The organism is Streptomyces sp. NPDC003023 (assembly GCF_042888225.1).
Taxonomy (GTDB): Bacteria; Actinomycetota; Actinomycetes; order Streptomycetales; family Streptomycetaceae; genus Streptomyces.
In genome coordinates, this window is sequence record NZ_JBIAPL010000001.1 from 1,197,754 (window position 1) to 1,219,578 (window position 21,825).

The window sequence follows — 21,825 nt, forward strand, 5'->3', positions numbered from 1 at the left end:
GAGTCGCGGTGTGTACCAGAGGCGTCGGGCCGTACCGTCGAATCCGTTGCAGAGGAGGACTCCTGATGCGCAGCGTGACCTATTCGATGAACGTCTCACTCGACGGCTATGTCGTCGGGCCCGACGGCGGCATCGACTGGACGGCCCCCGACCAGGAGGTCTTCCGCTTCTGGATCGACGAGATCCGCGAGGTCGGCGTCCACCTGATGGGGCGTCGGCTGTACGAGACGATGCTGTACTGGGAGACCGCCGACCAGGACTCGTCGCTCGACGAGTCGCAGCTCGAGTGGGCCGGGCTCTGGAACCCGCTCCCCAAGGTGGTGTTCTCCACCACGCTGTCGGCGGTGCAGGGCAATGCCCGCCTGGCCTCCGGCGGCCTGGCGGAGGAGATCGAGCGGTTGCGTGCCGAGCCCGGGGAGGGCGACATCGCGATCGGCGGCGCGACCCTCGCCGCCGAGGCGGCCGCGTCGGATCTGATCGACGAGTACCGGGCCATGGTCCACCCGGTACTCGTCGGCGGCGGCATCCCGTACTTCCCGCACCATGAGCGCCGGGTGGATCTCGAACTCGTCGAGACCCGCACCTTCAACTCGAAGGTCGTCTACCTCCGGCACCGCGTGGCGCGCCGGGCGCACGGCCGCCCGTGACTTCCCCCGACTGACCCCCGACTGTCCTTCGACAACCCGAGCCACTCGCCCGAGGAGCGCCTGAACCGGGCGGGACCGGATTGCCCCCGGCCTGGCTCCCCGGTCTCCCATCCGTGCGGGGGCCCCTATGTCTTTGGTCAGGGTGATCGGTGGGAGCGCGGCTGTCATGAGTGATGACGTGCCTGTTCGGAAGTCGGCGGGTGAGGGCGTGCGGCCGTGCGACTTCTGTGGTCATCCAGTCGCGATGGACTCGGTCGACGAGCGTGACTGCCCTGTGTGTGGCGAGGGTGCTGAGTAACCCGTTGGGGAAAGGAGTCCGGGCTGGCTAGGCTCCCGTCATGACCGGTCCGGTGTTGGTGATCGAGTTGGCAGAGCCCGTCCCACCCGTATCAATCCAGCGGCTCCGGGAACTCCTTGTCCGTTCCTCATCTCGCTTCGAGGAGACGCGGGTCGGCAAGTACGATCTGAACATCCACGCGGACACCCTCGGCATCGCCGACACCGGGGGCATCGACGGACGTCGGCCTGTCATGGTCTCCTTCATCGGGCCCGGCGTCGGCGAGGAGGGCGTCTTCGAGGCCGAGCACGCCGACGAAGTCGACCAGGAACCCCTCATCGGTTTCACCCCGACCCACGCCGTCGACGTCATCGCGTTCTGCAACAGGCCGGTCGACCACGTCGTCACGGCCCTGCTGACCGCCACCGTCATGGACGTGATCGGCGGCGTCGCCCATGCCGAACTTCTCGAGAATCAAGTCCCGATCGTGACCGGGCTCCCAGGCGTCATCGCGACGATGACGGACCCGTGGCCGGTCGCCTACGGTTCAGCGGAATTCCTCAGAGCGTGGGCTCGGCAGCCCGGCTTCCGGCTCCTCAAGTAGCCGCAGGACAGCCAGATCCGTCCCGTAGCCCCCGGCGGGCGCACCATGGCAGCTCCGGGACCACGCCGCGTTGTCGCACGACACCGTGAACAGTTCCTCAGCCGTGTGCGCAAAGCGCTGGTGAAGCAGCTGGAGACCGGCGCGGGAGCAGGCCGTCCCGGCTGGCCGTTGATGGCCGACAGAAGAGCCGCCAGTACCGCTCCGCAGTCCGGGGGCCGCCCCATGTCGGTACGCGCCGCCACCTCCGGTACGGAGAACCTCGCCAGAACCGGCCCGCCCCCGCATTCGGCCCGCCCCTCCATTCGGTCGGCCCCTGCATCCGGTCGGCCGTTCACCGCCCGCCCCACCGACCGAAAGAGCTGCTGACATGCGACCTGCCCTATTCACCGTCGACCTTCCGGGTCCGGGACGACTGAGCACCATGGCCAGACCCCGTGGCAACGACTGGCTCGAAGACGAGATGATCGCACTGAACGACTACGGCACCGACGTCCTGGTCAGCGCACTCACCGGGCCGAGCTCGACGAGCTCGGCCTCGTGGACGAACCCCGAACAGCCGTAGAAGCCGGGCTGCAATTCGTCGCGATACCCATCCCTGACCGCACCGTCCCCGACATCACCACCATCCTGCCCACCCTGCGCAGCCTGGCCGCACAGCTGCACGCGGGCGCACATGTCGTCACCCACTGCCGTGCCGGCATCGGACGCTCGTCCCTTCTCGCAGCCGCACTCCTCATCCTCAACGGCGTCGATCCCGACGCCGCCTGGAACCGGATCGAACGGGCACGTGGGCTCGCCGTCCCGGACACCGTCGAGCAGCGGGAGTGGACGACGGGGCTGCGTACACACGCGCCGCGACGGTGAGAATCCGGATTCCACCCGAATGGTCCGGCCGGCAGACGAGTGTCCGAGGCAGTTCCGGAGAGCTCAGTCGGCGGCTTGTGGAGTGTCCAGGGACCGGGCGAACCCGGCGAGCGTGCGGAAGTCGTCCTCGCGCAGACCGATCCGCGGGTTGACGTGGTGCAGAAGCCCGGGCCCGCGGTGGCGGGCACTCACGTAGGCCACGTCCGCCTCGCTCTGTTCGTCGTCCACCCAGGCGAAGGGACGGCCGTCGGCACGGTCCACCAGGGGGGCGGTCTTCCAGTGGACGCCGTCGGGACGGTCCTGGAACAGTGCGTCGCCGAAGTCGACGAACGGGAGTTCGGGGAGACCGAGCACCGGGGCGATCCACCGGTTGGCCTCGCCCATCCATGTAGTGGCCCAGCACAGCTCGTAACCGAGCCGGAGCAGGGAACGCCCGTGCTCCGGGTTGAGCCAGACCCGCAGGGGCCGTTGCCGGGTCGAGAATCCTCTGCCCTCCTCCGACGTTCCGCCGTCACTGGGCACCCTGATGGTCGTGTAGCCGTGAGGGCGCCTTTCGGGCTTGGCCGCATAGGGGTTGAGCGGCCCGTCCACGTCGAGGAACAGCAGCGGTCGCTTCACGATTACCCCCGGTCTTTCGCAGCATCGGCCGCGAAGGGGAAGCGTAGCCATCGACGGGAGGGGCGCGCGACACGGCGTACGGCGGGTGGGACACCCCGAGGCTGCCGGGGCGCGCCGGGCGTGGGGGAGTGGGTTGCGCGCTTAGAATCCTGGCGTCCAAATCGGGGGAGGCGGAAAATGGAAACGATCATCGTCCAATTGCCGGGAGTCGGCCGGTCGCCGAAGGACGGAACCGGCAGGCCCGAGTTGCTGCACCTGGGGCCGGGGGACATCGTCGACTTCGGGCGCGGTCTGCCCGGCGGGGGAGGCGTCGACATCGTCCTGGCGGATCCCGGAGTCTCGCGCAGGGCGGGGCAGTTGGAGGCCGCCGGTGACTACTGGCGGTTGTCCAACTTCAGCCGCAGCGTGTCCTATGCGGTGGAGAACCTGGAGCGCGCCGGGGAGTACGTCACCGTGGCTCCGGGACGCCTGGGCGCGCCCGTGCCGTTCGAGTTCTCCCGGGTCGTGCTTCCCGCGCTGAACGGGGAGGCCGCTTTCAAGGTGTTCGCGCCGCAGCACGCCCACCTCGGCGAGCAGTCCGCGGACGGGGCCGGTGAGCAGACCGTTCACCCCTTCGCCCTGGACGCGACGTCCAAGTACTTCCTCGTTCTGGTCGCCCTGTGCGAACCACTGCTGTGTGATTCGTCGGACACGGCGCTGCCCGGCGTCGGGGACATCGTGGAACGGCTGCGTCCGCTGGAGTCCTGCCACGATCTGACGCGCTCGGCCGTGAACTACCACATCGACTACCTGGCCTTCGCCAAGCTGCGACTCGATGCCGGTGTCGGGGAGGAGACGGCCGCCGACGGCGCGCGCACCGGGGCGAAACGCGCCCGACTGGCCTCCGTGGCGCTCCGCTTCGGGCTGGTCCGTGAGGAGCACCTCGCCCTGCTGCCGACCCGCGGCTCCGGGCGCCCCGCACCGCAGGAGGCCCGCGCATGACAACGCCTGACGCCCACGGCGCCGACGACGCGCACGACCGCCATGACGCCGACGACGCCCACGTCACCGACAGCACCTACGACGCCCCGGGCACATCGCGGCCGCCCCGCCTGCCGGCGGGCTTCCGCGTCGACGGCTGGGAGCTCGGCACGGTCATCGGCTCCGGTGGCTGGGGCACCGTGTACGAGGCCCGTGCCCTCGCCGACGGTTCACCCGCCGCCGTCAAGGTGCTGCCGACCGGCGCCCTGGCGCCGGGGCAGCGCGCCGCGCTCGATGAACTCGTCACGCGCGAGGTCCGGTTCAGCGCCGGTGCGGATCACCCGCACCTCGTGCGCACACGTGCCGTGTGCACCGTCGAAGCGCCGGACCTGCCCGCGATGGACGGCGCGATCGCCCTGGTCATGGACCGCGCCGAGGCCAGCCTGAAGGACGCGCTCGACGCCGCGGGGGCCGGCCGCCCGATCACCGACGCGGGCCGGATCCTGCGCGGGGTCGTCGCCGGGCTCGCCCACATGCACGACGCCGGCTGGGTCCACGGCGACCTCAAACCCGCCAACGTCCTGCTCGGCGCCGAGGGGGAGGTGTGGCTGGCGGACTTCGGACTGACCACCGAGCTCGACGGCACCCACGCCCACCTGCCGCTGCTGGGCACCCTGGACCACCTTCCACCCGAGTGGTGGTCCCAGCGCACCGGCACCCACGGCTCCGTGATCCGCACCACCGCAGACATCTGGGCCTTCGGCGTCCTCGCCCACCAGGTGCTCACCGGCGGCCTCCACCCGTTCCCCGGTGCGGCCGCCCGGGCCCGCTCGCTCGCCGCCCAGACCTACGCGCGCGGCACCGCACCGCTGCGGTTGGACGCCACGCTCGAAGAAGGCTGGCGCAGGCTGATCGCCGACTGCCTGGCTCCTGACCACACCTCCCGCATCCCGCACACCGCGGCGGGCCTCGCCCGCCGCGTCGAGGAGTTGGCGGGCGGGCCACGCCGCCGTCGCGGGCGCACGGTGCGGGTCGTCACCGCCACCGTCCTGGTGGGCCTGACCGCCGCGGTCGTCGCAGGGGTGGCGCTGCTCGCGGGACAGGACGCTCCCGCAGGCGGTTCCGAGGGAGACGACCGCGGCCGAGGCGCTCCCGCTGTGGTCACCGGCACGCACAGTGCCGCGCCGGGTGAGATACCCGCCGACTCCGACGTGCCCGAGGAACTGCGCGAGGTCATCACGAAGGCCGCCCACCGCTGTTCCGACGAGGAGGTCACGCCCGCCCTGCTCGCCGCGATGCTGAAAGCGGAGAGCGGGTTCGACGCAGACGCGTCCCGTCCGGCCGACGACGAGTACGGCATCGCCATGTGGACGCCGTCGGTGTTCACCGCCTGGGCCGTGGACGGGGACGGTGACGGGGACAAGGACCACATGTCGCCCCCGGACGCCGTCGGCGCCATGAGCGTCTACGCGTGCTGGCTCGACCAGCGGTTCAAACAGGCGAACATGCCCAAGGAGGACCTGCCGGCACTGATCACCGCGGGCTACCGCACCAGTGACCGCACCGTGATCGAGGAGGGCGGCGTCCCCGAGCGGGTCCGCCCGCACGTCGACAAGGTGCTCCGCCACCTCGCCGAGTACGAGCGGTGAGCCGGGTCCCCCGTGCCGGCCCACCGCTGGTGGCTCCGCGCCTTCCGTCACCGCTGCCGGGCGCCGCACTCCGGGACTTCGGGCAGCCGGTTCTCCGGAGAGCTGATGTAGATGTTGGAGATGTAGCCGCCGTACTGGGGCAGATAGGCCCACCACTCATTGGTGTACGGCGGCACGGATACGACCTGCCCGCGTACCTGACAGCCCACCAGCACCTCCACCCCGGCGGGGAGGCGCGTGAGCGGGTCGTTGCCGGTGGACGGGTCGTCGCGCACGTTCACGCCGTCGCCCCAGGTCCCGAACCACGTTCCGGCGGGCCGGGTCGCGCCCGGCACGTTCAGCGAGCGGGTGAGCCGCCCGATGTCCGTGTACGCCTTCCCGTACGACGTGCCGACCGGATGCAGGGTCAGTACGGCCACGATCGTCCGGTCGTCCGCGCCCACCGTGCCCGTGGTGTGCAGGGCCGGACGGGTCAGATCCACTCCCGCGGCGGCTCGTGTCGACGGTTCGTCCGCGGTTGCCGCGGTCGCCGCTTCCGCCGCAGAGGCACCCTGCGGACCGCACGTGTCCGCGACGAACTTGCCCGACCAGCCCTGCTTCACCGCCCAGGGGCGGTCGAACGCCCCGGCGATGCCGAAGTGCTGGTCGAAGCGGTCGGAGGCGCACCGCGTCGACTGACGCAGGTTGCCCATGACGAAGTCCCGTACGGGAGCGGACGCCTTCTCCAGGACGTAGCGGTAGACGGTCACCGTGTCCCTGGCCGACATCGCGGTGTAGCCCCAGTACCCCTCGGACCCGGCGGGCGGCGGAGCGGTGTCCCGCAGACCCAGCCGTGTGACCATGCGGTCGACGATCGCCGGACCGCCGCTCGCCGCCCAGTAGTCGCTCGCCGCCCCGTCATGGCTGCTGCGCAGCATCGGCTCGAGCCAGGCCCGGTCGGCGGCCGGCACGGTGTGGTCGGGCCCGAGGTTCCACAGATGGTCCAGGGCCAGCAGCAGCTTGACGACCGAGGCGGACCGGAACGGCACGTCCGGCTGGACCTGTTCGGTGAACGTTCCCGTCCGGCGGTCGAAGACCGCCACCCCGGCGGCGACGCCCTCCGGCACCTGTGCCGTCGGCGCGGCGGTGGTGTCGGTCCGGTGGGCGGGCAGGGCGTCGGCCGACGCCGACGCCGTCGCACTCCAGACCAGCAGCAGTGCGGCTACGGCCGTCGCGTACCTGCCTCTCATGTCGGGTACCACTCGGAGAGGGTGACCGAGTTGATCGGGTCGAGGTTGTAGTAGGCACCCTCTCCGGCGTTGAGATGGTCGTAGCAGTCGGTGCCGATGCTCTCGCACAGGAAGGCCCGTGCGCTGTCCGACTGGTTGTTCAGGACCCAGTGGTTGCCGTACTGGTTGTAGATCGGGTGCGGTCCGTACGCCCAGAAGACGTGGGTCGGGCTGATGGGCGGGTTCTGGTTCTGCGGGTTAGATGCACGCTGCGCCGTACGGGCAGTTGGCCCACGATTCGGCCGCCTGGGCCTGGGCCTGGGATGTGCCGCCCGCCGTCATGGCGGCGGTCGCGAGCGCGAGCGCGGCGGCGCTGCGGAGAAGTCTGCGCACGGTCCATGCCTTTCGAGGTCGCTGTCGTCGCGGCGGCCGGGAGTGGCCGCGCCGACACAGTAGGCAGCGAGGCGGTGCGAACGGTCCTGACGGATGTCAGGGTGAGAGCATCGCCGGAGCACGAGAGGCGCAACAAGCGCAACAAGCGCAACAAGCGCAACCAGCACGACGAGCACTGCAACTTCGGCAATTCGGCAACTCGACCAGGCAAGGGGGTGCTGCGCTGATGCTGGACAGTACCCGGCAGGACACGGACGCAGAGGAACGGAGATGCCTTCGTCTGGTCCTCGGCGTGCCGCTGGTGATCCTGAACCTCGTCGCTGGGTGGTTCTGTTGGACCGCCGTCGCCATCCGGCCCGCGGGGCCGTGGGACGACGACGCGCGCCTCGGGATCCGTCTGTCCTGCCTGCTGACGATCGTGGCGTAGGCCTCGCTCTCGTGATCACGCTCACGCCGTCGGCGCGGCAGGCCCTGAACCGGTGGTGGACGGCACCGCCGTTGATGCTGGGGCTGGTGGCGGTGGTGCGGTGGGTGCTCACGGAGTAGCCGCGGCGAGGGTGTCCGCTTCTGCAGCGCGGACATGGCCCGGTCGGGATCACGTGCCGGGTCGGGCACGAACAGGCTCTGTGAGCATGCCACTCCGACTCGTCCCGGCATCGGCCCGGCACCATGGACCGGATGCCGGAACCGCAAGGCGGTCAACCGTACTGGGCGACGAAGCGGGCGAGTGCGTCGGCTGCGCCGCGAGGCAGTTCGGCTGCTGCCCCTTCCGGCAGAGTCGTGATGGCGTCGCTCAGCCGCGCGCCGAGGTCGGGCAGCACGGCCCATGCGGAGGCGGGGGCCTCCACGGCCGCGAGCAGCAGGTCCCCCTCGTAGAAGTACGCGTCCAGCAGCGGTTCCTCGAGCAGCAGGCGGACGGCCAGGGGAAGGACGTATGGGAGTGCCACCTGCTGTGAGACGAGCGTGCGCAGGTCCGCCGGACCGAGATCGCCGAGCGGTACGCACCGCAACTCGTGCACCTTGCGGACCAAGTGGGTCGCCTCGGCGGACGGAGCAGACCAGCGGGGCGGGTCCAACTCGTCGAGGGTGCGCTCGAGATGCAGCAGATGTTCCATGGGCTTCATTCTGGGCGGTCGGGCGGGGGCGCGGGGCGCGTGGGGCTTCTCGCCCGTACGGCGGATGCGGTCGGGACCAGAGAACGATCCCCGGGCGCACGGGTGTTGGCGATGATCGACGGGTTGGCCGTCACACGCATGGAACTGGAGCCCCACCGTGCTGAATCAGACCCTGCGCGCCGCCGCCGTCCTCGCCCTTGTCGCGACGGTCGCCGCACCCGTCGCCGTCGCGGCTCCCGCGCCCGCACCCGCGGCCCCCTCCACCCCCGCCGTGATCGCCGCGCTGGCGCCCGGAGCCGCCCCGCCGGGAACCCGGGCCGTCACTGCCGTCTCCGCGCTCAAGGGAGAGGCACGGCTGGGCTACGAGGTGGCCGAGGAGGCGGTGCGAGTCACCGTCGACGCCCGATCTACGTACGCCGTGGGCAGCATCCCCACGCGCTCCTGGGGTACGTTCCGCATCTCCCACCTCATCGACGGGCGTGACTACTGGGGCGACTTCGCGGTCGACTGCCTCACCACGGGTGGCCCAACCGCCACGGTGACGGGCCGACTCGTCCGCACCAGCCCGGGGCACCCGTGGCGGACACACCTGGACCCGGACACCCGCATGGGTCTCAGTTTCCACGTCCCCGACGACGGTGAAGCCCGCGTCGGGATGTCCGGGGCGACCGCCAAGGGGGCACCTCTGCTGACCAGGTGCATGGCACCCGCCGCGGACATGGCGGTCGTCGAGGGCGGTTACACCCTGCAGGACAGGGCCAGGGGTACGGCCGCCAGGGACACGGACAAGGACACCGACGCGGACAAGGACACGGACATGGACACGGACACGGAGAACGACACGCGCGCGCACGAACCGTCGGGCAGCCCTGCGCGCTCCGGTCGCATCCGCTGACATCCGCGGGCGCCGGTCACAACGTGTAGGGATAGAGGCCGATCGCCTCGCGCTCCACCCAGAGCTCGACCCAGGTGCCCGAGGCGCTCTCGGGCACCTCGCCGGTGATGTCCAGCAGGATCAGCGAGCCACCGAGGTCCAGTATCGCGGCACCGTCCTCCTCGATGCTCAGAAGCCCTTGCAGGATCACGCAGTGCCCACCCGCCCGGATACCCGGTCCGGTGGTGGCGGCGGGCTTGGCGTTCTGTCCCCAGACGAGTTCTTTGTCGACGTTCCACTCGACGTGGTACCCGCCCGGTTTCGCGGTCGGCTCACCGCACCAGCGCACCGCGGTGCGGCCGTACGGGCTCTGGACCTGGGCCAGCCAGGGGCTCCAGGGGAACTTTGCGATCTTCTCAATTCGGACCAGCACCGCTCCATGATGCGGCACACGTCCGGCGCCGTCCCAGCCTACTCAGGGGTGGTTCACCGCTTGTCACCACTGAATGATGGCGAGGGCCTCCACCTCGATCATCAGCTCCGGCCGGACGAGGGCTGCCACCTGCACCGCTGTACTGGCAGGCGGACGTGCGGTGTCGATGCGGGCGTCGCGAGCGGTACGCACCTCCGGCAGGACGGCGATGTCCGTGACGTAGAAGGTGAGCTTGGCGACGTCGGCGAAGGTCGCTCCGCCCGCCGCCAGACAGCGCTGCAGATTCTCGAACACCTGGTGGGCCTGGGCGGCGGCGTCGCCCTCCCCGACCACGTTTCCCTCGGCGTCCAGCGCGACCTGCCCCGAGATGACGACCAGGCGGCCCTCGCCCACGACCACGTGGCTGTAGCCGTTTCCGGGAGCGACGCCGTCGGGCGGGATGTGTTCGAGCATGGTCTCCTCCGCCTCGCTCGACTCTGCTGGTTCGTCCGGCACAGGTTCCTCCTCGAACGGCTGTTGGCGACGCAACGATATGCGCCGGCCGGTGGCTGCCGGTGACCTTTTCCGATTCCGCGGTGGCAACGGGGCCCGGGGCGGAGCGGTGCGGCGCGAAGGTGCTGGTGGTCCGGCTGCGATGAGTTCCGACGCCGACGCCGGTCTACCGTTGTGAAGTCACAGACACGAGGAGATGACGATGTCCGAGCTCGAGACCCGCACGCTGGAGACGGCCGGCGCCACGATCCGGTACGACATCCGCAGCGCCACGAACGATGAGGGGGCCGACGCTCCCGTCCTCTTCCTGGTCGGTTCGCCGATGGACGCGAGCGGGTTCGCCACGCTGGCGTCGCACTTCACCGACCGGACCGTCGTCACGTACGACCCACGCGGAGCGGGCCGCAGTGTCCGTACGGACGGGGCGGCGGAGACCGTGCCCGAGGAGCACGCCGACGATCTCCGACGGGTGGTCGAGGATCTCGGTGCGGGCGCGGTGGACATGTTCGCGAGCAGCGGCGGTGCCGTCAACGCGCTGGCACTGGCGGCGCGGCACCCCGAGCTGCTGCACACACTCGTCGCGCACGAGCCGCCGGCGGCGACGGTACTGCCGGACCGTGAGGCGGCACTGGCCGTGTGCGCCGACATCCATGAGACGTACCTGCGCGACGGGATGGGCCCCGCCATGGCGAAGTTCATCGCGCTGGCCAGCCGGAAGGGGCCGTTCCCGGACAACTGGGCCGACGAGCCCGCCCCCGACCCCGCCGCCTTCGGACTGCCCACCGAGGACGACGGCTCCCGCGACGATCCGCTGCTGGGCGCGAACATGCGCGGCTGCACCGGCTACCAGCCCGACTTCACCGCGCTCCGTGCCGCCTCCGCACGCATCGTCGTCGCGGCGGGCAAGGAGTCGGAGGACGAGTTCTGCGCCCGCGCGGCCGCGGAGGTCGCCGCCGGACTGGGTACCGAACTGACCGTCTTCCCCAGCGGCCACGCCGGCTACCTGGGCGGTGAGTACGGCCAGCACGGAGCGCCCGACGAGTTCGCACAGGTGCTCCGCGAGGTGCTGGACACCACCCGCTGACCGTGCGTGGCCGCCCCTGCCGAGGGGCAGGGGCGGCCCGCGCGGCCTTCCGGGTCAGAGTCTGCCGGAAGCGGATTCTCATGCCGTCACCACGGACACGAGGCCCCGTGCCGCGGCCCTCCGTCCAGCGGCCTCAGCGCCCCGTGCCGCGGCCGCGCCGCGGGACGCGCCTCCCGTGCAGCGTCAGGTACGGCTCGCGGTGCAGTCCGCCGGCGTGGGCCGGCCCGTCGGCCAGGCGAGGCCGACGAAGCGGATGCGGCCGGGTGCGTCGGGCGCGAGTTCCACCACGGAGACCGCCTTGTTGAACGGATTCCCGTAGTTGTCCAGGCAGATCCAGCCACTCGCTCCGTCGACCTTGCCCATGCCGTGCAGCCGCAGCCACGAGTCGCTGATGCGGCCGAGCGTGGGGATGACCGGGTCGCTGTCGTCGCGCATCCGGATGGCGGTGATCGCGGTGAGAGCGGCGTCGTAGAACGTGATGGTCCGCGAGTCGGTGAGCTCCACCTTGCCGATGTCGCCGACCTCTTTGCCGGTCGCCAGTTCGGCCAGGGTGCGGTAGGCGGCGGCGGAGCCCCCGGTGGCCGGCGCCTCGGGGCCGGTCCAGGCATCGGGATGGGCGACGGCCGCGTACTGGAGGGTCACACCCTTGCGGAAGGCGTCCCAGTCGAGGAGCTTGTCGGAGGAGAGGGTGGACGCGCCCGAGCCCGTGATGACGGTGTACTTCTTCTCCGTGCACCCCCGGTTGCCCAGTTCGTTGACGAACTGCCGCAGCTGGACCGGGCGTCCGGCGAAATAGATCACCTTGGCGGCCGAGGTGCAGATGGTGTCGACCATTTGGTCGAAGGCGTTGGCGGTGGTGCCTTCCTCGTGGAAGTCCTCGGACGCGCGGTACTGCTCGGGTGCGCGAGGCGAGCCGAGGGTCCGTTCGGCGAAGGCCCGCTTGAGCGCGTCGACATAGTTGTCGCCGGTACGGACGTCCTCGACGACCAGGGTGTGCTTGGGGTCGATGCCCTTGTTGAAGTGGGACAGCGCCTTGGCCTGGTCGGTGGTGGTGGGCACGATCCGGGCGAGGCCGGGGTACGCGTCGGGCCTCTCTGGGCTGTTGCCCGAGTCGTCGGCGGTGATGGGGCCGCCGACGACGGGAATGCCGCGCTCGCGGGTGAGGTAGCCGATGGCGGCCTGGGTGGTGGCGGTGGAGACGTCGAAGCCGATCACGGCCCGGAGGTTGTCGGCCGTGGACTCGGACATGGCGCCCAGCTGTTCGGCGACGGGCCTCCAGTGGGCGTGACTGCGTCCCGGGTTGGCGAGCAGGAGCCGTATCGCCGGCTTCTTGCTGTTGGAGTCGTGGTTGGCGCGGTACTGCGCCAGGTAGGCGCCCTGCACCTCGTGGAGCGTTTTCTGCTGCTCGAAGCCCTGGGCGGGTGCCATCGGCAGCATCACGGCGACGGAGACGTGCGGTTCGCCCTCGATCCGCTTGTTCTCCGCCTTGATCCGCGCGCTCACCTCCTTGAGGTTGGCGGCGAAGACGAAGCTGCCGTCGGTGACGCCCGTGCACTCCCGGGCGCCCTCCGCGCCGCGTTCCTCGATGCCCTTCCCGCACGCGGGATCCGGGCCGAGGACGACGATGCCGGTCCATACGGCGGCGCCGAGTACGGCCAGGGCGACGACGAGGGCGGCCGCCTTGGTGAGCGGCCCGCCGGGGAGTCTTGCGATGAACGACGTCATGACGCGGCACCTTCCTCGACGGGCAGGTCGGGCGCCTGGGCTCCGGCCCGCAGACGGGCCGGCCAGGCGGTGGACGCGTCGCGGTAGGCGGCGTGCGCGGCCTTGTTGCCGTACAGCGTCTCCAGCGCGATGCGGACGGTGGTCAGCTCGTCCTCGCGGGGTGCGAGGGTGAGCGGATCGGACAGCCGCCAGAGCAGGGGCACCAGAGAGGCGACGGCTTCGTGGTGGGGACCGGGGACGTCGCTGCCGCAGGCCGTGCACGACAGGGTGGGGCTCCCTGCCGGGGGTTCGTAGCCCTCGCGCGGGTGGGGGGCGGCGCAGATCCGGTTGAGCGCGGTCAGCCAGTCGGCGGGCGGGACGACGGTGAACCGGTGGTGCAGGACGCACACCACCTCCTCGACCCGGCCCAGGGCGAGCGTGTGATGGAGATAGGTGTCACCACGCGGGTCGCACAGGGAGCGCAGGCGTAACTGGGTGTCGCGCCAGCGTTCGTGGGTGGTGGTGGCGGCCAGGCGGTGGCGCAGCAGCAGATCGAGGGCGCGGTCGTCGTGGAGGCAGGAGCGCGTGCGGTAGTCGTCGGCCTCGTGGACGCGGGCGGCGACCAGGTCCTCCGAGTGGTCCTCGGGGTGGGCGAAGGTCCACAGTCCGCGCCGGGTGCCCGGGTCGGCCGCGGCGGACAGCAGCACCAGGCGTTCGCGCATCACGGGGTCGGGCAGCAGTTTGGCGAGGAGCGCGGGCGCGGCCTCGTCGAGCAGTTCGGCGCTCCGAACGGTGCCCGCCTCCCGGACGCGGTGCACGGCGGCGTCCGCGAGGGTCCGGGCGCTCGCCGCGCGGCCACCGCTGTAGCGGGCGACCAGGCGCGGCAGATGCTCCGGGTAGTCGACGGGGCTGAGCATCTCCGCGATGTGCGTCGGTTCGATGTCGGGAATCCGCAGCATCAGGGGCCGGGCCCCCGGTACGGCGCCGCCGCCGACCTCGCCCAGGGGCGGGTGCGAATGGCCCCTGCCGAGCAGCGTCGCAAGGACCACGGGCCGCGTCCGGTCCCTTCCCGGTGCTCCGTGCCCGGCGTCGAGCAGGTCGAGGAAGGCCGGTCCGACGTCGGCGTGGGCGTTGTCGATGAGCAGCACCGGCCGGGGCTTCTTGTTGAGCCGGCGCAGTGTGCCGTAATTGGCGTCGATGTCGTCGAGGAGGGCGGCGACGAGATGTTCCTCGGCGGTGCGTCTGCGGTCGTCGAGCCTGCGGAAGCCGCGGACGAACTGGAAGAGCCGTTGCAGCGAATCGCCCTGGTAACCCTGGGAGCGGTCCAGCCGTCCGCCCCACCAGGCGAGCGCACCCTTGTCAGGCTCGCTCCTGACGAGCTGCGCCCGGGCGGTGTCCAGGACGATGCCGGCGATGGTGTCGAGCCCGGGGACGGCGGACAGGACCTGCGGGAGGTTGTCGGTGACGACGTCGAACCAGCGGCCGAGGCTCTCCCTGCGGCGCCGTACGTCGGGGTCCTCTGCGGTGATGAGGGTGCGCAGATCGGCCTCCGCCTGACGAAGGTTGGGCGGCCGCAGATCTGTCCCGTCGCTGTTCAGCGGGCGCCAGGCGGTGACGACGAGCAGGCCGAGCGACAGCCGTGTGAAGGCCATGGGCCTGCCGAAGTGGCGTACCTCCAGGCCGAGTTTGTAGGCGAGGAGGTAGAGCAGGTGGGTGATGCGGGAGGCGTTGGGGACGTCGGCGTCGCCGTCGGCGACACCCGGCTCGCCGAATCCCGGTGCCCCGAGGTCGACCCGCGCGAGCGGCACCCGCCCGTTGTACGCGTCATGGACGGCGCCCAGCAGAGCCGTCTTGCCGCTCCCGCGTCCGCCGACGACCCGTACCACGGGTGCGCCCTCCGGACAGGCGAAGGGAACCTGGTACCCGTGCTTGTGGTGCAGTCCCACCAGTCGGGGGACGAAGTCCTCCTGCAGGGCCTGCTGGCCGTACAGTCTCCCGCCCATGGCGCTCCCCCGCCTCCCCCTGCCAGCCGCGCATCATGAGATCAACTCGTCGTGCACAGAGGGAACTTACCCGACAGATGGCCGCCGGGCAGAGGGTTGCGCAGTGAAACAGTTCGCCGGTTGTTCATCCGGCCGCCGGTGCACGCACCGCCGTGCCGCGGGGTGCGACCCGGCGGGCGCGTGGTGGCGTGTTCCCGCGGCCGGCCGGCCGGCCTCAGCGCGGCGACGACGCCGACCGGTCCTCGGCGGCGGCGAGTCTCAGCAGTTCGTCGACCGACCACTGGTCGTAGACGTGCTCTCCGTACTTCACGGCGAGTATCCGGCCGTCGCCCGCGATCAGGAAGTCGGCGGGCAGCCCGAGCCTGCCGCCGTTGGGCCGGGATGCCGGCAGGTGCTCCCGTCCGCGCAGGACCTGCCCCATGCCGCTCACCACTGCCCTGGCGATCGGCCACCAGGCCCGTGGGTTGAGCAGCGAGCGCGGCATCGACTCCACTCCGAACCGCGTGTACAGCCGCCTGGCGGGGTCGGCGACGACGGCGAACGGGAGGCCGTCGACGTGGTGCCGCAGCTCCTCGGCGGGCGAGTGGAAGACCACCACCTCGCGAATGCCCGCGGCCTCGATCTCGTCGTGCCGCCGCACCACGGAGCGCAGATGGAGGTTGCAGACGGGGCAGCCGGCGAACCGGCGGAACTGGAGGTGGACGAGGCGGTCCCGGGCGGGGATGTCGACGCCGGTACCGGCGTCAGGGCCGGTTCCTGTGCCTGCGTTGGTGCCTGTGCCTGTGCCTGTGCCGGCGACGGCCGTGAGGCTGAGGTCGGGGGCGGTGTCACCGGGTCTCATGGTCTTGCGGGGCATGCGCATGGGACGAACCCTCCGTAGGTGTACGGCGTACACGTACAAGCGTAGGTGTATCCCGTACGCTGTCAACCGTCATGCCGCGCCCACGCTCGCTCACCAGTGCCCAACTGGCCTCCGCCGCCCTCGACGTCATCGACCGCGACGGGCTGGCCGGGCTGTCGATGCGCGCCGTCGCCAAGGAACTCGGCATGAGCACCATGGCGCTCTACCGGTACGTGGACGACCGCGAGGAACTCGAGGCGCTCGTCGTCGAACTCGTGCACAGCGCCGTCGACACCGAGCCGCCGCCCCCGGACACGCCGTGGCAGGAGCGGATCGAGACCATGGCGCTGCGCCTGCGCGAAGCGATCAGCGCCCACCCGGCGGTGGTGCCCCTGACCCTGGCCCACCGGCACCGCACGCCCAGCGGTCTGCGCTGGTCGGAGGCGGTGCTTTCGGTCCTCACGGAGGCGGGAATCCAGGGCGAGCGGCGGGTCGTCGCCCTGCGCTGCCTCCTCGGCTACGTCATCGGCGCCATCCAGCTGGAACACCTCGGTCCGCTGTCCGGCCGGGGCACGGTCGCCATCACCGAACTGCCGCATTCGGAGTTCCCCCTCATGGCCGAGACCGCCCGGTTCGCACGCGGTGTCAGCGCGGACAGGGAGTTCTCCGAAGGTCTCGCCACGGTGCTGCGCGGCATGGACGCATCACGGGAGGCGTGACGACGCCGGGACCACGTCGCGCCGTGGCGCGCGCTACCAGTCGATCCGCTTGTGGATCCAGTCGATGAGAGCGGAGTCGTCGCGCGGCAGCTCCTCCTCCGACGGGCACGGGACCAAGGCGAGCAAGAGGTGTGTGAGGTAGCCGTACGCTCCTTCGTCAGCCAGCGGGCCCAGCACGGCGGCGTGGTCGCCGGTTCGCCATATGCGGCACAGCGCGTGAGGGCCCATGCCGAACCGGTCGTCCGTACGGACGGTCCGCCGCGGCCGGCACCCGAGCACCTCCGACACGGTCCGCGGCCTCGGCCGGCACTGCCTCGCATTGGTCGTCGCTCGGACCGGCGAGAAAGCGCCAGCCCGGCGTCTCGGCCCAGGCCCGGACGTCATCCGTCAGGCTTCGCGTATCGTCCGGCATACCGGCCCGGTGGGGACAGGCCTCGGCGAAGACGAGGTGGAACGTGGCGTTCGGATCGCCCAGCGGATTCCACACGTCGTAGGACAGGACATGGCCGTGCCGCGTGAGATCCGCGTCGCACACCAGATCCGTGATACCCCAGCCCAGCGCCGTCTCGCTGTGTTCGACGAAGTCGTCGTCGGGAACGGGGGCCGCCCGGGGGATCTCCAGCAGGTCCCGCACGGCCGCCGCCGTCAGCGGGGAATGGGCCAACGCGGTCACGGTCATGACGTCCCGTCACCCTCCTCTCCGGGTCCGGGCAGGCGGGTGACGCCCGGTACATGGAAACGACCGTACGCGGAGCCACTGACAAACAGGGGCGAGAGGGAGCGGGAGGCATGAACACCTCAGTGGCGGGAGGCATGAACACCTCAGTGGTGAAAGCCGGTTCGCGCCGGGCTCGCGGCCGCGATGTCGGTGGTGCCTGACATGATCGCGGGCATGACCAGCAGCACCGGCACCTCCGTGCCGCTCCCGGCCAATCACCGTGTCTCAGAGGTCTACGCGGACTGGGCCCGCGCCCAGGACCCGGGCTCCGAGCACACCGCTGCCGCCGTGCTGGAGCAGGCCGGCCGGGCCCGGCGGCGTGTCCACGAGAAGCCCGGCCGGTTCGTCGACGACATGGAGCGGCTGGCCAGAGGCCTGCCGGCGGCTCACCTGCCCTGGTTCTGGGACACCGTCGGCCACTGGCTGCTGGAGACGCACCGCCGTTCGGCCGCCCGCGCCTACGCCCACGCGCGCGCCGCCGAACGCACCCACCGGCTGCCCGTGGACATCGCCTGGACGCAGGCGAACCTGATGCTGTTCGCCCGGTTCGGTGCCCTGCCCGCCACCGAACTCTCCGGCCACCCCGCATGGCTGGCCGGCGTCCTCGAACCGGCGGACGCCCACCGCGAGTTCACCCGGGTGCTGACCGCGTGGGCGTCGTCGCCCGGTGAGCCGCCCGCCGACCTGGCGCGCAGGGTCCGCGACTCGTCCCGTGCGGCAGGGCTCGGCACCGAGGAGGAGGCCCGGGTGCTGGGTGGGCTGCTGGCCTGCGCCCGCGGCAAGGCCGTTCCGGAACGCCTGCTCGACGCGGCCGCCGGACCGCTCGCCGCGCACCCGCCCGCCGACGACATCGCCACCGCCCTGCTCGACCTGTTCCCGGAGTCGAAGAATGCTGCCGCGGCCTGGCTGCGGCTGCTCCTGCGCTGCGGTGCCGTCGACGCCGCCGCGGCCGGCCGGATCACCCCGAGTGGCGGCCTCGGCGACTGGCTGCGCCGCTACTCGGCCGGGTACTCGCACCGCACCGTCGCCGGCGGAGGCGTGGCCCGGCAGGCCATGCCCGCCGAACTGCTCGACATCGTCGGCCGGTTCGCACCCCTGCTGCGGGCGGCAGGGACACCGGTGCGGCTGCACGAGGACCGCTACCGGTGGCCGCACCTGGACGCCGACCTGCTCGACCTCTGCCTCGCGGAGGGCATACCCGTCGAGGACCCGGGCCCCACCATCCGCCTGGAGCTCTGGGACGACAAGTCGCAGCGGGACCTCAAGGCGCTCGCCGCCGACCCGGTGTTCGGCCCGCGACTGGAAGGCACCGTGCACGCCGGGCTGCGCCCCCGCGGCGGCACCGCGATCAGCAGCCTCCCGCACAATCCCGGCATCGCCACGGAGGTGCACGCCCGGATCGAGAAGCTGTTGCGGACACTTCGCGGCGGTGGCCTCGCGGCCGCCGACGAAGCCGTCGACGAACTGCGCGACCTTCTCGACCGGCCGACCGCCGTCGTCCTGGACGGCATCGAGGAAGCCCTGGAGGCCCTCGACCTCACGGGCCCGCTGGCCCGTGCCCTGCGTGCCGGGCTGCCCGAGGAACTGTGCTGGCCCGCCCTGGAGGACGCCCTCGCCGCCTTCCGGCCCGACGAGACGGTCCATGTCACCTGCACCTGGCCGGTGCTCACCGTCTACAGCGACACGCGTGCCGTCGCGGTCGACCACGCAGGCCGACGCGGCGAACACCCGCTGGAACTGCCAGACGCCGCGCGCCTGCACACCGTGCACTGGGTCGGCGGCCGGTTCCTCGTCGCCTGGAACGAGGGAAACGCGGGGAACGAGGGAAACGCGGGGAACGAGGGGAACGAGGGGAACGAGGGGAAAGAGGGGAACGCGGGGAAAGAGAAGGCCGTCGACACCGGCCGCCGGACCGCCTACTGGTCCGACCGGCCCGCGGAGACCTTCGAGCCCGAGGAGACGTACGGTCTGCGGCCCTACGGCGGCAGCATCCAGGGCGGCCTCGGCTACCAGTTCGAAACCGCCGACGGCGGCGGCCGGTACGACGGCGAGCGCCTCCTGCGGGCAGGCGGACGCGAAGGCATCGGCGCCCGCGACTACCAGATGAGTGACGGCACCACGGTGTGGAGCTCCAGTGTGTTCGGCGAACGCCGCGACAGCTGGGCCCGCCTCGACGCCGTCACCGGCGTGCCCACGGACGACAGCACCCTGCCCCGATTCCACCGGCCCGCCGGAACCCCGCCCGGCACCGCGCCCTTCCCCGACCACCGGATCCTCGCCGTGCTGCCGCCCGGCGCCCCGCCCTCCCCGCTCGGCCAGGACGGACGGCTCACCGGATGCCGGGTCCACCACCGCACCCCGTACGGCGGGCCGTCACCCCGTGAGTTCGTGCTGGAGTCCGCCGACGGCCGCACCGCCGCGTACCGCAGCAGCCGTTGGGGCCGACGCCCGTGGGGGATCCTCGCCCTGCCGCTCGGTGGAGAGGACGCCGTCATGGCCGGCGAGACCGTCGTCCGCTGCCATGCCGCGGAGGACAACTCGCTGCTCTGGCAGGCTCGGGGCTTCGCCGGCAGCCGGGACCGCTCCCCGGTCCGGGCCACCCTGGGCGAGCACGCCGGGCCTGTGCCGCCACCGGCCTACTGGCACTTCCTCACCCCCCGTGACGGGACCTCGTCGACGGCCCTGCGGGCCGTCACCGACGACGCCGTGCGCCGGCTGCTGCATCCCGACGCCGGGCGCGACGACGGCGATCCGGGCTCCGTGCCCAACCCGACCGGCACGCAGGCCGCCTCCGACCGCGACCCGCACGCGCTGCCGGGGATGACCGACCCGCACGCGCTGCCGGGCGTCACCGACCCGCACGCGCTGCCGGGGGTGACCGACCCGCACGCCCTGCCGGGCGTCACCGACCCACGGGTCCGGGCCGGTGTCGGCAGGGCCGTCCGGCTCGCCGCCGACGTGCTGCGGCGCCGCCGGGAGCTGTCCCACCGGGTGGCCGTCATGCGGTCAGGGCCGGTCGTCGACCTGCCCGATCCGGTGCCCGACAATCGCCTCGCCCCGGCCCTGCACCGTCTGCTGCCCCAGCTGCGCCCCTACGAGGAGAGGCCACTGTCATCGCAGCCCGCGATCCTCACCGCGGTCGCCGCCGACGGCCGGTACCTGCGCGGCGAGATCGACGACGAGGTCCGGGTCCTCGCCCTGCCCGCCGCACCGCCCGAGTGGGCCGGGCTGACCGGCCACATCGACGCCGTCGCCTGGCGGTCCGTCACCGCCGCCACCCCCGACGAGCATCGGCAGGCCCTCACCGCCCTGCTCGGGGTGTGGAGCCGTCAGCCCTTCGCAGCGGCGGACAGCGTCTGGCGGACCGGACGCGCCCCCGAACCGCGGATCGCCGAACTCCGCACGGCCGGCGTCGCCGTGGCCACCGGGCCCGTCCGCAGCGGCCTCGTCCCCTTCCTCCAGCGTGCGGGTGACCCGGCCCCCGCCGAGGTCGAGGAGTGCGAAACGCACACCATCGCCGGCGACGACACCGTACGGCTCCCCAAGCTCCTCCGAATGCTCACCGAGCACGACCCGTTGACCGTCTCCGACGAGGCCGTGGACGTGTTCCGCTGGCGCACGGGGGTGCCGCGTCCCGTTGCGGCACTGGTCCTCGACGGGTTCCCCGGCAGCGCCGACCACGCCGCGCACCGCAAGATGCTCCGGTCCAAGCCGTACAAGGCGGATCCGGCCACCGCCCGGGCGTACGAGGAGTTTCAGTGGCGGCTCGGGCCGGCCGGCCGGCGTGCCGTGCTCGCGGCCGCCGTGCCCGGGGATCCCGCCGAGCTGTGGGCTCCCGGCGGCACCACCGCCGCCGCCGGGCGGATGGCCGCCGCATGGGCCGCGCTGCTCGGCACCGCGCCGTACGCGGACGACGGCAGCCACGCGGCCATCCTCGCAGCGGACCACGGCCTGCCCGCGGTTTGGGCGGTGGCGCTGCTCACCGGCCGTGCACCCGAGCCATTGGACGCGGACGGAGTGCGTGCCGCGGCGACGGCCGTCGTGTGGGCATTCACCGAGCGTCCCGTGGGCGACCCGGCGGCAGACGGTGCCCGTACGCTGATCGGCGGGCTGCCGGAGGCCCCCGCGGATCTGCTCGCCGCGCTGCGACGGCTGGCGGACCGGGCGGCGGTCACCCCCGTGCCGTCGGGGCAGTACGAGTGCAACCCGCTGTTCAGTGTTCCGGACCTGGTGGACGAGGTCGCCACGGCCCTCGGCGTGGGCCGCGACGCGGCGGCCCTCCACCTCCAGTCGCATGCCCTCGGCCGCCCGGCGGACCGCACCGTCCGCCGCTGGAACAACTGGTCCCTCGACCGTCTCCGTGCCGTCCGCAAAGAGCTCACCGCGGCGAAGGCTCCCCGCCCCGCGCCGGTCACCGCGTCGGACGCGGTCGAGGCCCACCCCGTCCCGACGCTCCCGGTTCCGGTCCACGAGCGGTTCCTGCGCGCGTGGGCGGACCGTGGCCGATCCGGGGCCACCGCAGTGAACGGAACCCGTCCGTAAGGGAGTTGCTTGCAGTGAACACCGGCCCCTGCGAGGATCTCGAGATCGTCCGTACCGACGAGAAGACCTGCCGCCGACCA

General features: G+C 72.0%; 22 protein-coding genes. 12 read left to right on the forward strand and 10 right to left on the reverse strand.

Going from position 1 to position 21,825, the window contains the following annotated elements; all coding sequences use genetic code 11:
• The first annotated feature begins 65 nt into the window (after positions 1 to 65).
• The 4 genes from ACFYV1_RS05005 to ACFYV1_RS05020 all read left to right on the forward strand — a co-directional run bounded on the left by ACFYV1_RS05005 (position 66) and on the right by ACFYV1_RS05020 (position 2,392).
• Positions 66 to 647: a dihydrofolate reductase family protein gene (locus tag ACFYV1_RS05005; protein WP_389393942.1), complete on the forward strand. Its 582-nt coding sequence runs from the start codon at positions 66 to 68 to the stop codon at positions 645 to 647.
• A 338-nt stretch (positions 648 to 985) separates the two neighbouring features.
• On the forward strand, positions 986 to 1,528 hold the full coding sequence (locus ACFYV1_RS05010; protein ID WP_389393943.1) for a DUF6368 family protein: 543 nt from the start codon (positions 986 to 988) through the stop codon (positions 1,526 to 1,528).
• Between the two features lie 367 nt (positions 1,529 to 1,895).
• Positions 1,896 to 2,090, forward strand: coding sequence for a hypothetical protein (locus ACFYV1_RS05015; RefSeq protein WP_389393944.1), 195 nt, complete (start codon positions 1,896 to 1,898; stop codon positions 2,088 to 2,090).
• On the forward strand, positions 2,066 to 2,392 hold the full coding sequence (locus tag ACFYV1_RS05020) for a tyrosine protein phosphatase (RefSeq protein ID WP_389393945.1): 327 nt from the start codon (positions 2,066 to 2,068) through the stop codon (positions 2,390 to 2,392). Before ACFYV1_RS05015 ends, ACFYV1_RS05020 begins: the two co-directional genes overlap by 25 nt.
• A 63-nt stretch (positions 2,393 to 2,455) precedes the next feature.
• On the opposite strand, the gene ACFYV1_RS05025 is transcribed toward ACFYV1_RS05020, so the two are convergent.
• Positions 2,456 to 3,010: a hypothetical protein gene (locus tag ACFYV1_RS05025; RefSeq protein ID WP_389393946.1), complete on the reverse strand. Its 555-nt coding sequence runs from the start codon at positions 3,008 to 3,010 to the stop codon at positions 2,456 to 2,458.
• Between the two features lie 177 nt (positions 3,011 to 3,187).
• On the opposite strand from ACFYV1_RS05025, the gene ACFYV1_RS05030 reads away from it, so the two are divergent.
• Positions 3,188 to 3,991, forward strand: a complete 804-nt coding sequence (locus ACFYV1_RS05030) for a serine/threonine protein kinase (RefSeq protein WP_389393947.1) — start codon at positions 3,188 to 3,190, stop codon at positions 3,989 to 3,991.
• On the forward strand, positions 3,988 to 5,619 hold the full coding sequence (locus ACFYV1_RS05035) for a serine/threonine-protein kinase (RefSeq protein WP_389393948.1): 1,632 nt from the start codon (positions 3,988 to 3,990) through the stop codon (positions 5,617 to 5,619). Before ACFYV1_RS05030 ends, ACFYV1_RS05035 begins: the two co-directional genes overlap by 4 nt.
• Positions 5,620 to 5,666: 47 nt before the next feature.
• Here the strand turns inward: ACFYV1_RS05035 and ACFYV1_RS05040 are convergent, their stop codons facing one another.
• The gene (locus ACFYV1_RS05040; RefSeq protein WP_389393949.1) at positions 5,667 to 6,848 is read right to left on the reverse strand and encodes a hypothetical protein; all 1,182 of its coding nucleotides are present in this window, start codon (positions 6,846 to 6,848) and stop codon (positions 5,667 to 5,669) included.
• Positions 6,849 to 7,085: 237 nt separating this feature from the next.
• Entirely contained in the window at positions 7,086 to 7,220 is a 135-nt protein-coding gene (locus tag ACFYV1_RS05045; RefSeq protein WP_389393950.1) for a hypothetical protein, read from the reverse strand.
• Positions 7,221 to 7,321: 101 nt separating this feature from the next.
• Here ACFYV1_RS05045 and ACFYV1_RS05050 point away from each other — a divergent pair, with 101 nt between their 5' ends.
• Complete coding sequence (locus ACFYV1_RS05050; protein WP_389393951.1) at positions 7,322 to 7,447, forward strand: hypothetical protein; 126 nt, start codon at positions 7,322 to 7,324, stop codon at positions 7,445 to 7,447.
• On the forward strand, positions 7,447 to 7,647 hold the full coding sequence (locus tag ACFYV1_RS05055) for a hypothetical protein (RefSeq protein WP_389393952.1): 201 nt from the start codon (positions 7,447 to 7,449) through the stop codon (positions 7,645 to 7,647). Before ACFYV1_RS05050 ends, ACFYV1_RS05055 begins: the two co-directional genes overlap by 1 nt.
• Before the next feature lie 271 nt (positions 7,648 to 7,918).
• On the opposite strand, the gene ACFYV1_RS05060 is transcribed toward ACFYV1_RS05055, so the two are convergent.
• Positions 7,919 to 8,335, reverse strand: coding sequence for a contact-dependent growth inhibition system immunity protein (locus ACFYV1_RS05060; RefSeq protein WP_389393953.1), 417 nt, complete (start codon positions 8,333 to 8,335; stop codon positions 7,919 to 7,921).
• Positions 8,336 to 8,492: 157 nt separating this feature from the next.
• Between ACFYV1_RS05060 and ACFYV1_RS05065 the strand changes: the two genes are divergently transcribed.
• Positions 8,493 to 9,230, forward strand: a complete 738-nt coding sequence (locus ACFYV1_RS05065; protein ID WP_389393954.1) for a hypothetical protein — start codon at positions 8,493 to 8,495, stop codon at positions 9,228 to 9,230.
• A 16-nt stretch (positions 9,231 to 9,246) separates the two neighbouring features.
• On the opposite strand, the gene ACFYV1_RS05070 is transcribed toward ACFYV1_RS05065, so the two are convergent.
• Together ACFYV1_RS05070 and ACFYV1_RS05075 are read right to left on the reverse strand one after the other, a co-directional pair.
• Positions 9,247 to 9,642 (reverse strand): hypothetical protein, encoded by a 396-nt coding sequence (locus ACFYV1_RS05070; RefSeq protein ID WP_389393955.1) that lies wholly within the window; start codon positions 9,640 to 9,642, stop codon positions 9,247 to 9,249.
• A 63-nt stretch (positions 9,643 to 9,705) separates the two neighbouring features.
• Positions 9,706 to 10,095, reverse strand: a complete 390-nt coding sequence (locus ACFYV1_RS05075) for a RidA family protein (RefSeq protein ID WP_389394572.1) — start codon at positions 10,093 to 10,095, stop codon at positions 9,706 to 9,708.
• A 241-nt stretch (positions 10,096 to 10,336) separates the two neighbouring features.
• Here ACFYV1_RS05075 and ACFYV1_RS05080 point away from each other — a divergent pair, with 241 nt between their 5' ends.
• Complete coding sequence (locus ACFYV1_RS05080; RefSeq protein ID WP_389393956.1) at positions 10,337 to 11,218, forward strand: alpha/beta fold hydrolase; 882 nt, start codon at positions 10,337 to 10,339, stop codon at positions 11,216 to 11,218.
• Positions 11,219 to 11,401: 183 nt separating this feature from the next.
• Here the strand turns inward: ACFYV1_RS05080 and ACFYV1_RS05085 are convergent, their stop codons facing one another.
• The 3 genes from ACFYV1_RS05085 to ACFYV1_RS05095 all read right to left on the reverse strand — a co-directional run bounded on the left by ACFYV1_RS05085 (position 11,402) and on the right by ACFYV1_RS05095 (position 15,787).
• Positions 11,402 to 12,943: a hypothetical protein gene (locus tag ACFYV1_RS05085; protein ID WP_389393957.1), complete on the reverse strand. Its 1,542-nt coding sequence runs from the start codon at positions 12,941 to 12,943 to the stop codon at positions 11,402 to 11,404.
• On the reverse strand, positions 12,940 to 14,925 hold the full coding sequence (locus ACFYV1_RS05090; protein WP_389393958.1) for a hypothetical protein: 1,986 nt from the start codon (positions 14,923 to 14,925) through the stop codon (positions 12,940 to 12,942). The genes ACFYV1_RS05085 and ACFYV1_RS05090 overlap by 4 nt, the downstream gene beginning before the upstream one ends.
• Before the next feature lie 214 nt (positions 14,926 to 15,139).
• Positions 15,140 to 15,787 (reverse strand): peroxiredoxin-like family protein, encoded by a 648-nt coding sequence (locus ACFYV1_RS05095; RefSeq protein ID WP_389393959.1) that lies wholly within the window; start codon positions 15,785 to 15,787, stop codon positions 15,140 to 15,142.
• Positions 15,788 to 15,858: 71 nt separating this feature from the next.
• On the opposite strand from ACFYV1_RS05095, the gene ACFYV1_RS05100 reads away from it, so the two are divergent.
• Positions 15,859 to 16,485: a TetR/AcrR family transcriptional regulator gene (locus tag ACFYV1_RS05100; protein ID WP_389393960.1), complete on the forward strand. Its 627-nt coding sequence runs from the start codon at positions 15,859 to 15,861 to the stop codon at positions 16,483 to 16,485.
• Between the two features lie 157 nt (positions 16,486 to 16,642).
• Here the strand turns inward: ACFYV1_RS05100 and ACFYV1_RS05105 are convergent, their stop codons facing one another.
• The gene (locus ACFYV1_RS05105) at positions 16,643 to 17,164 is read right to left on the reverse strand and encodes a hypothetical protein (RefSeq protein ID WP_389393961.1); all 522 of its coding nucleotides are present in this window, start codon (positions 17,162 to 17,164) and stop codon (positions 16,643 to 16,645) included.
• A 213-nt stretch (positions 17,165 to 17,377) separates the two neighbouring features.
• Here ACFYV1_RS05105 and ACFYV1_RS05110 point away from each other — a divergent pair, with 213 nt between their 5' ends.
• Entirely contained in the window at positions 17,378 to 21,745 is a 4,368-nt protein-coding gene (locus tag ACFYV1_RS05110) for a hypothetical protein (protein WP_389393962.1), read from the forward strand.
• Positions 21,746 to 21,825 lie beyond the last annotated feature (80 nt).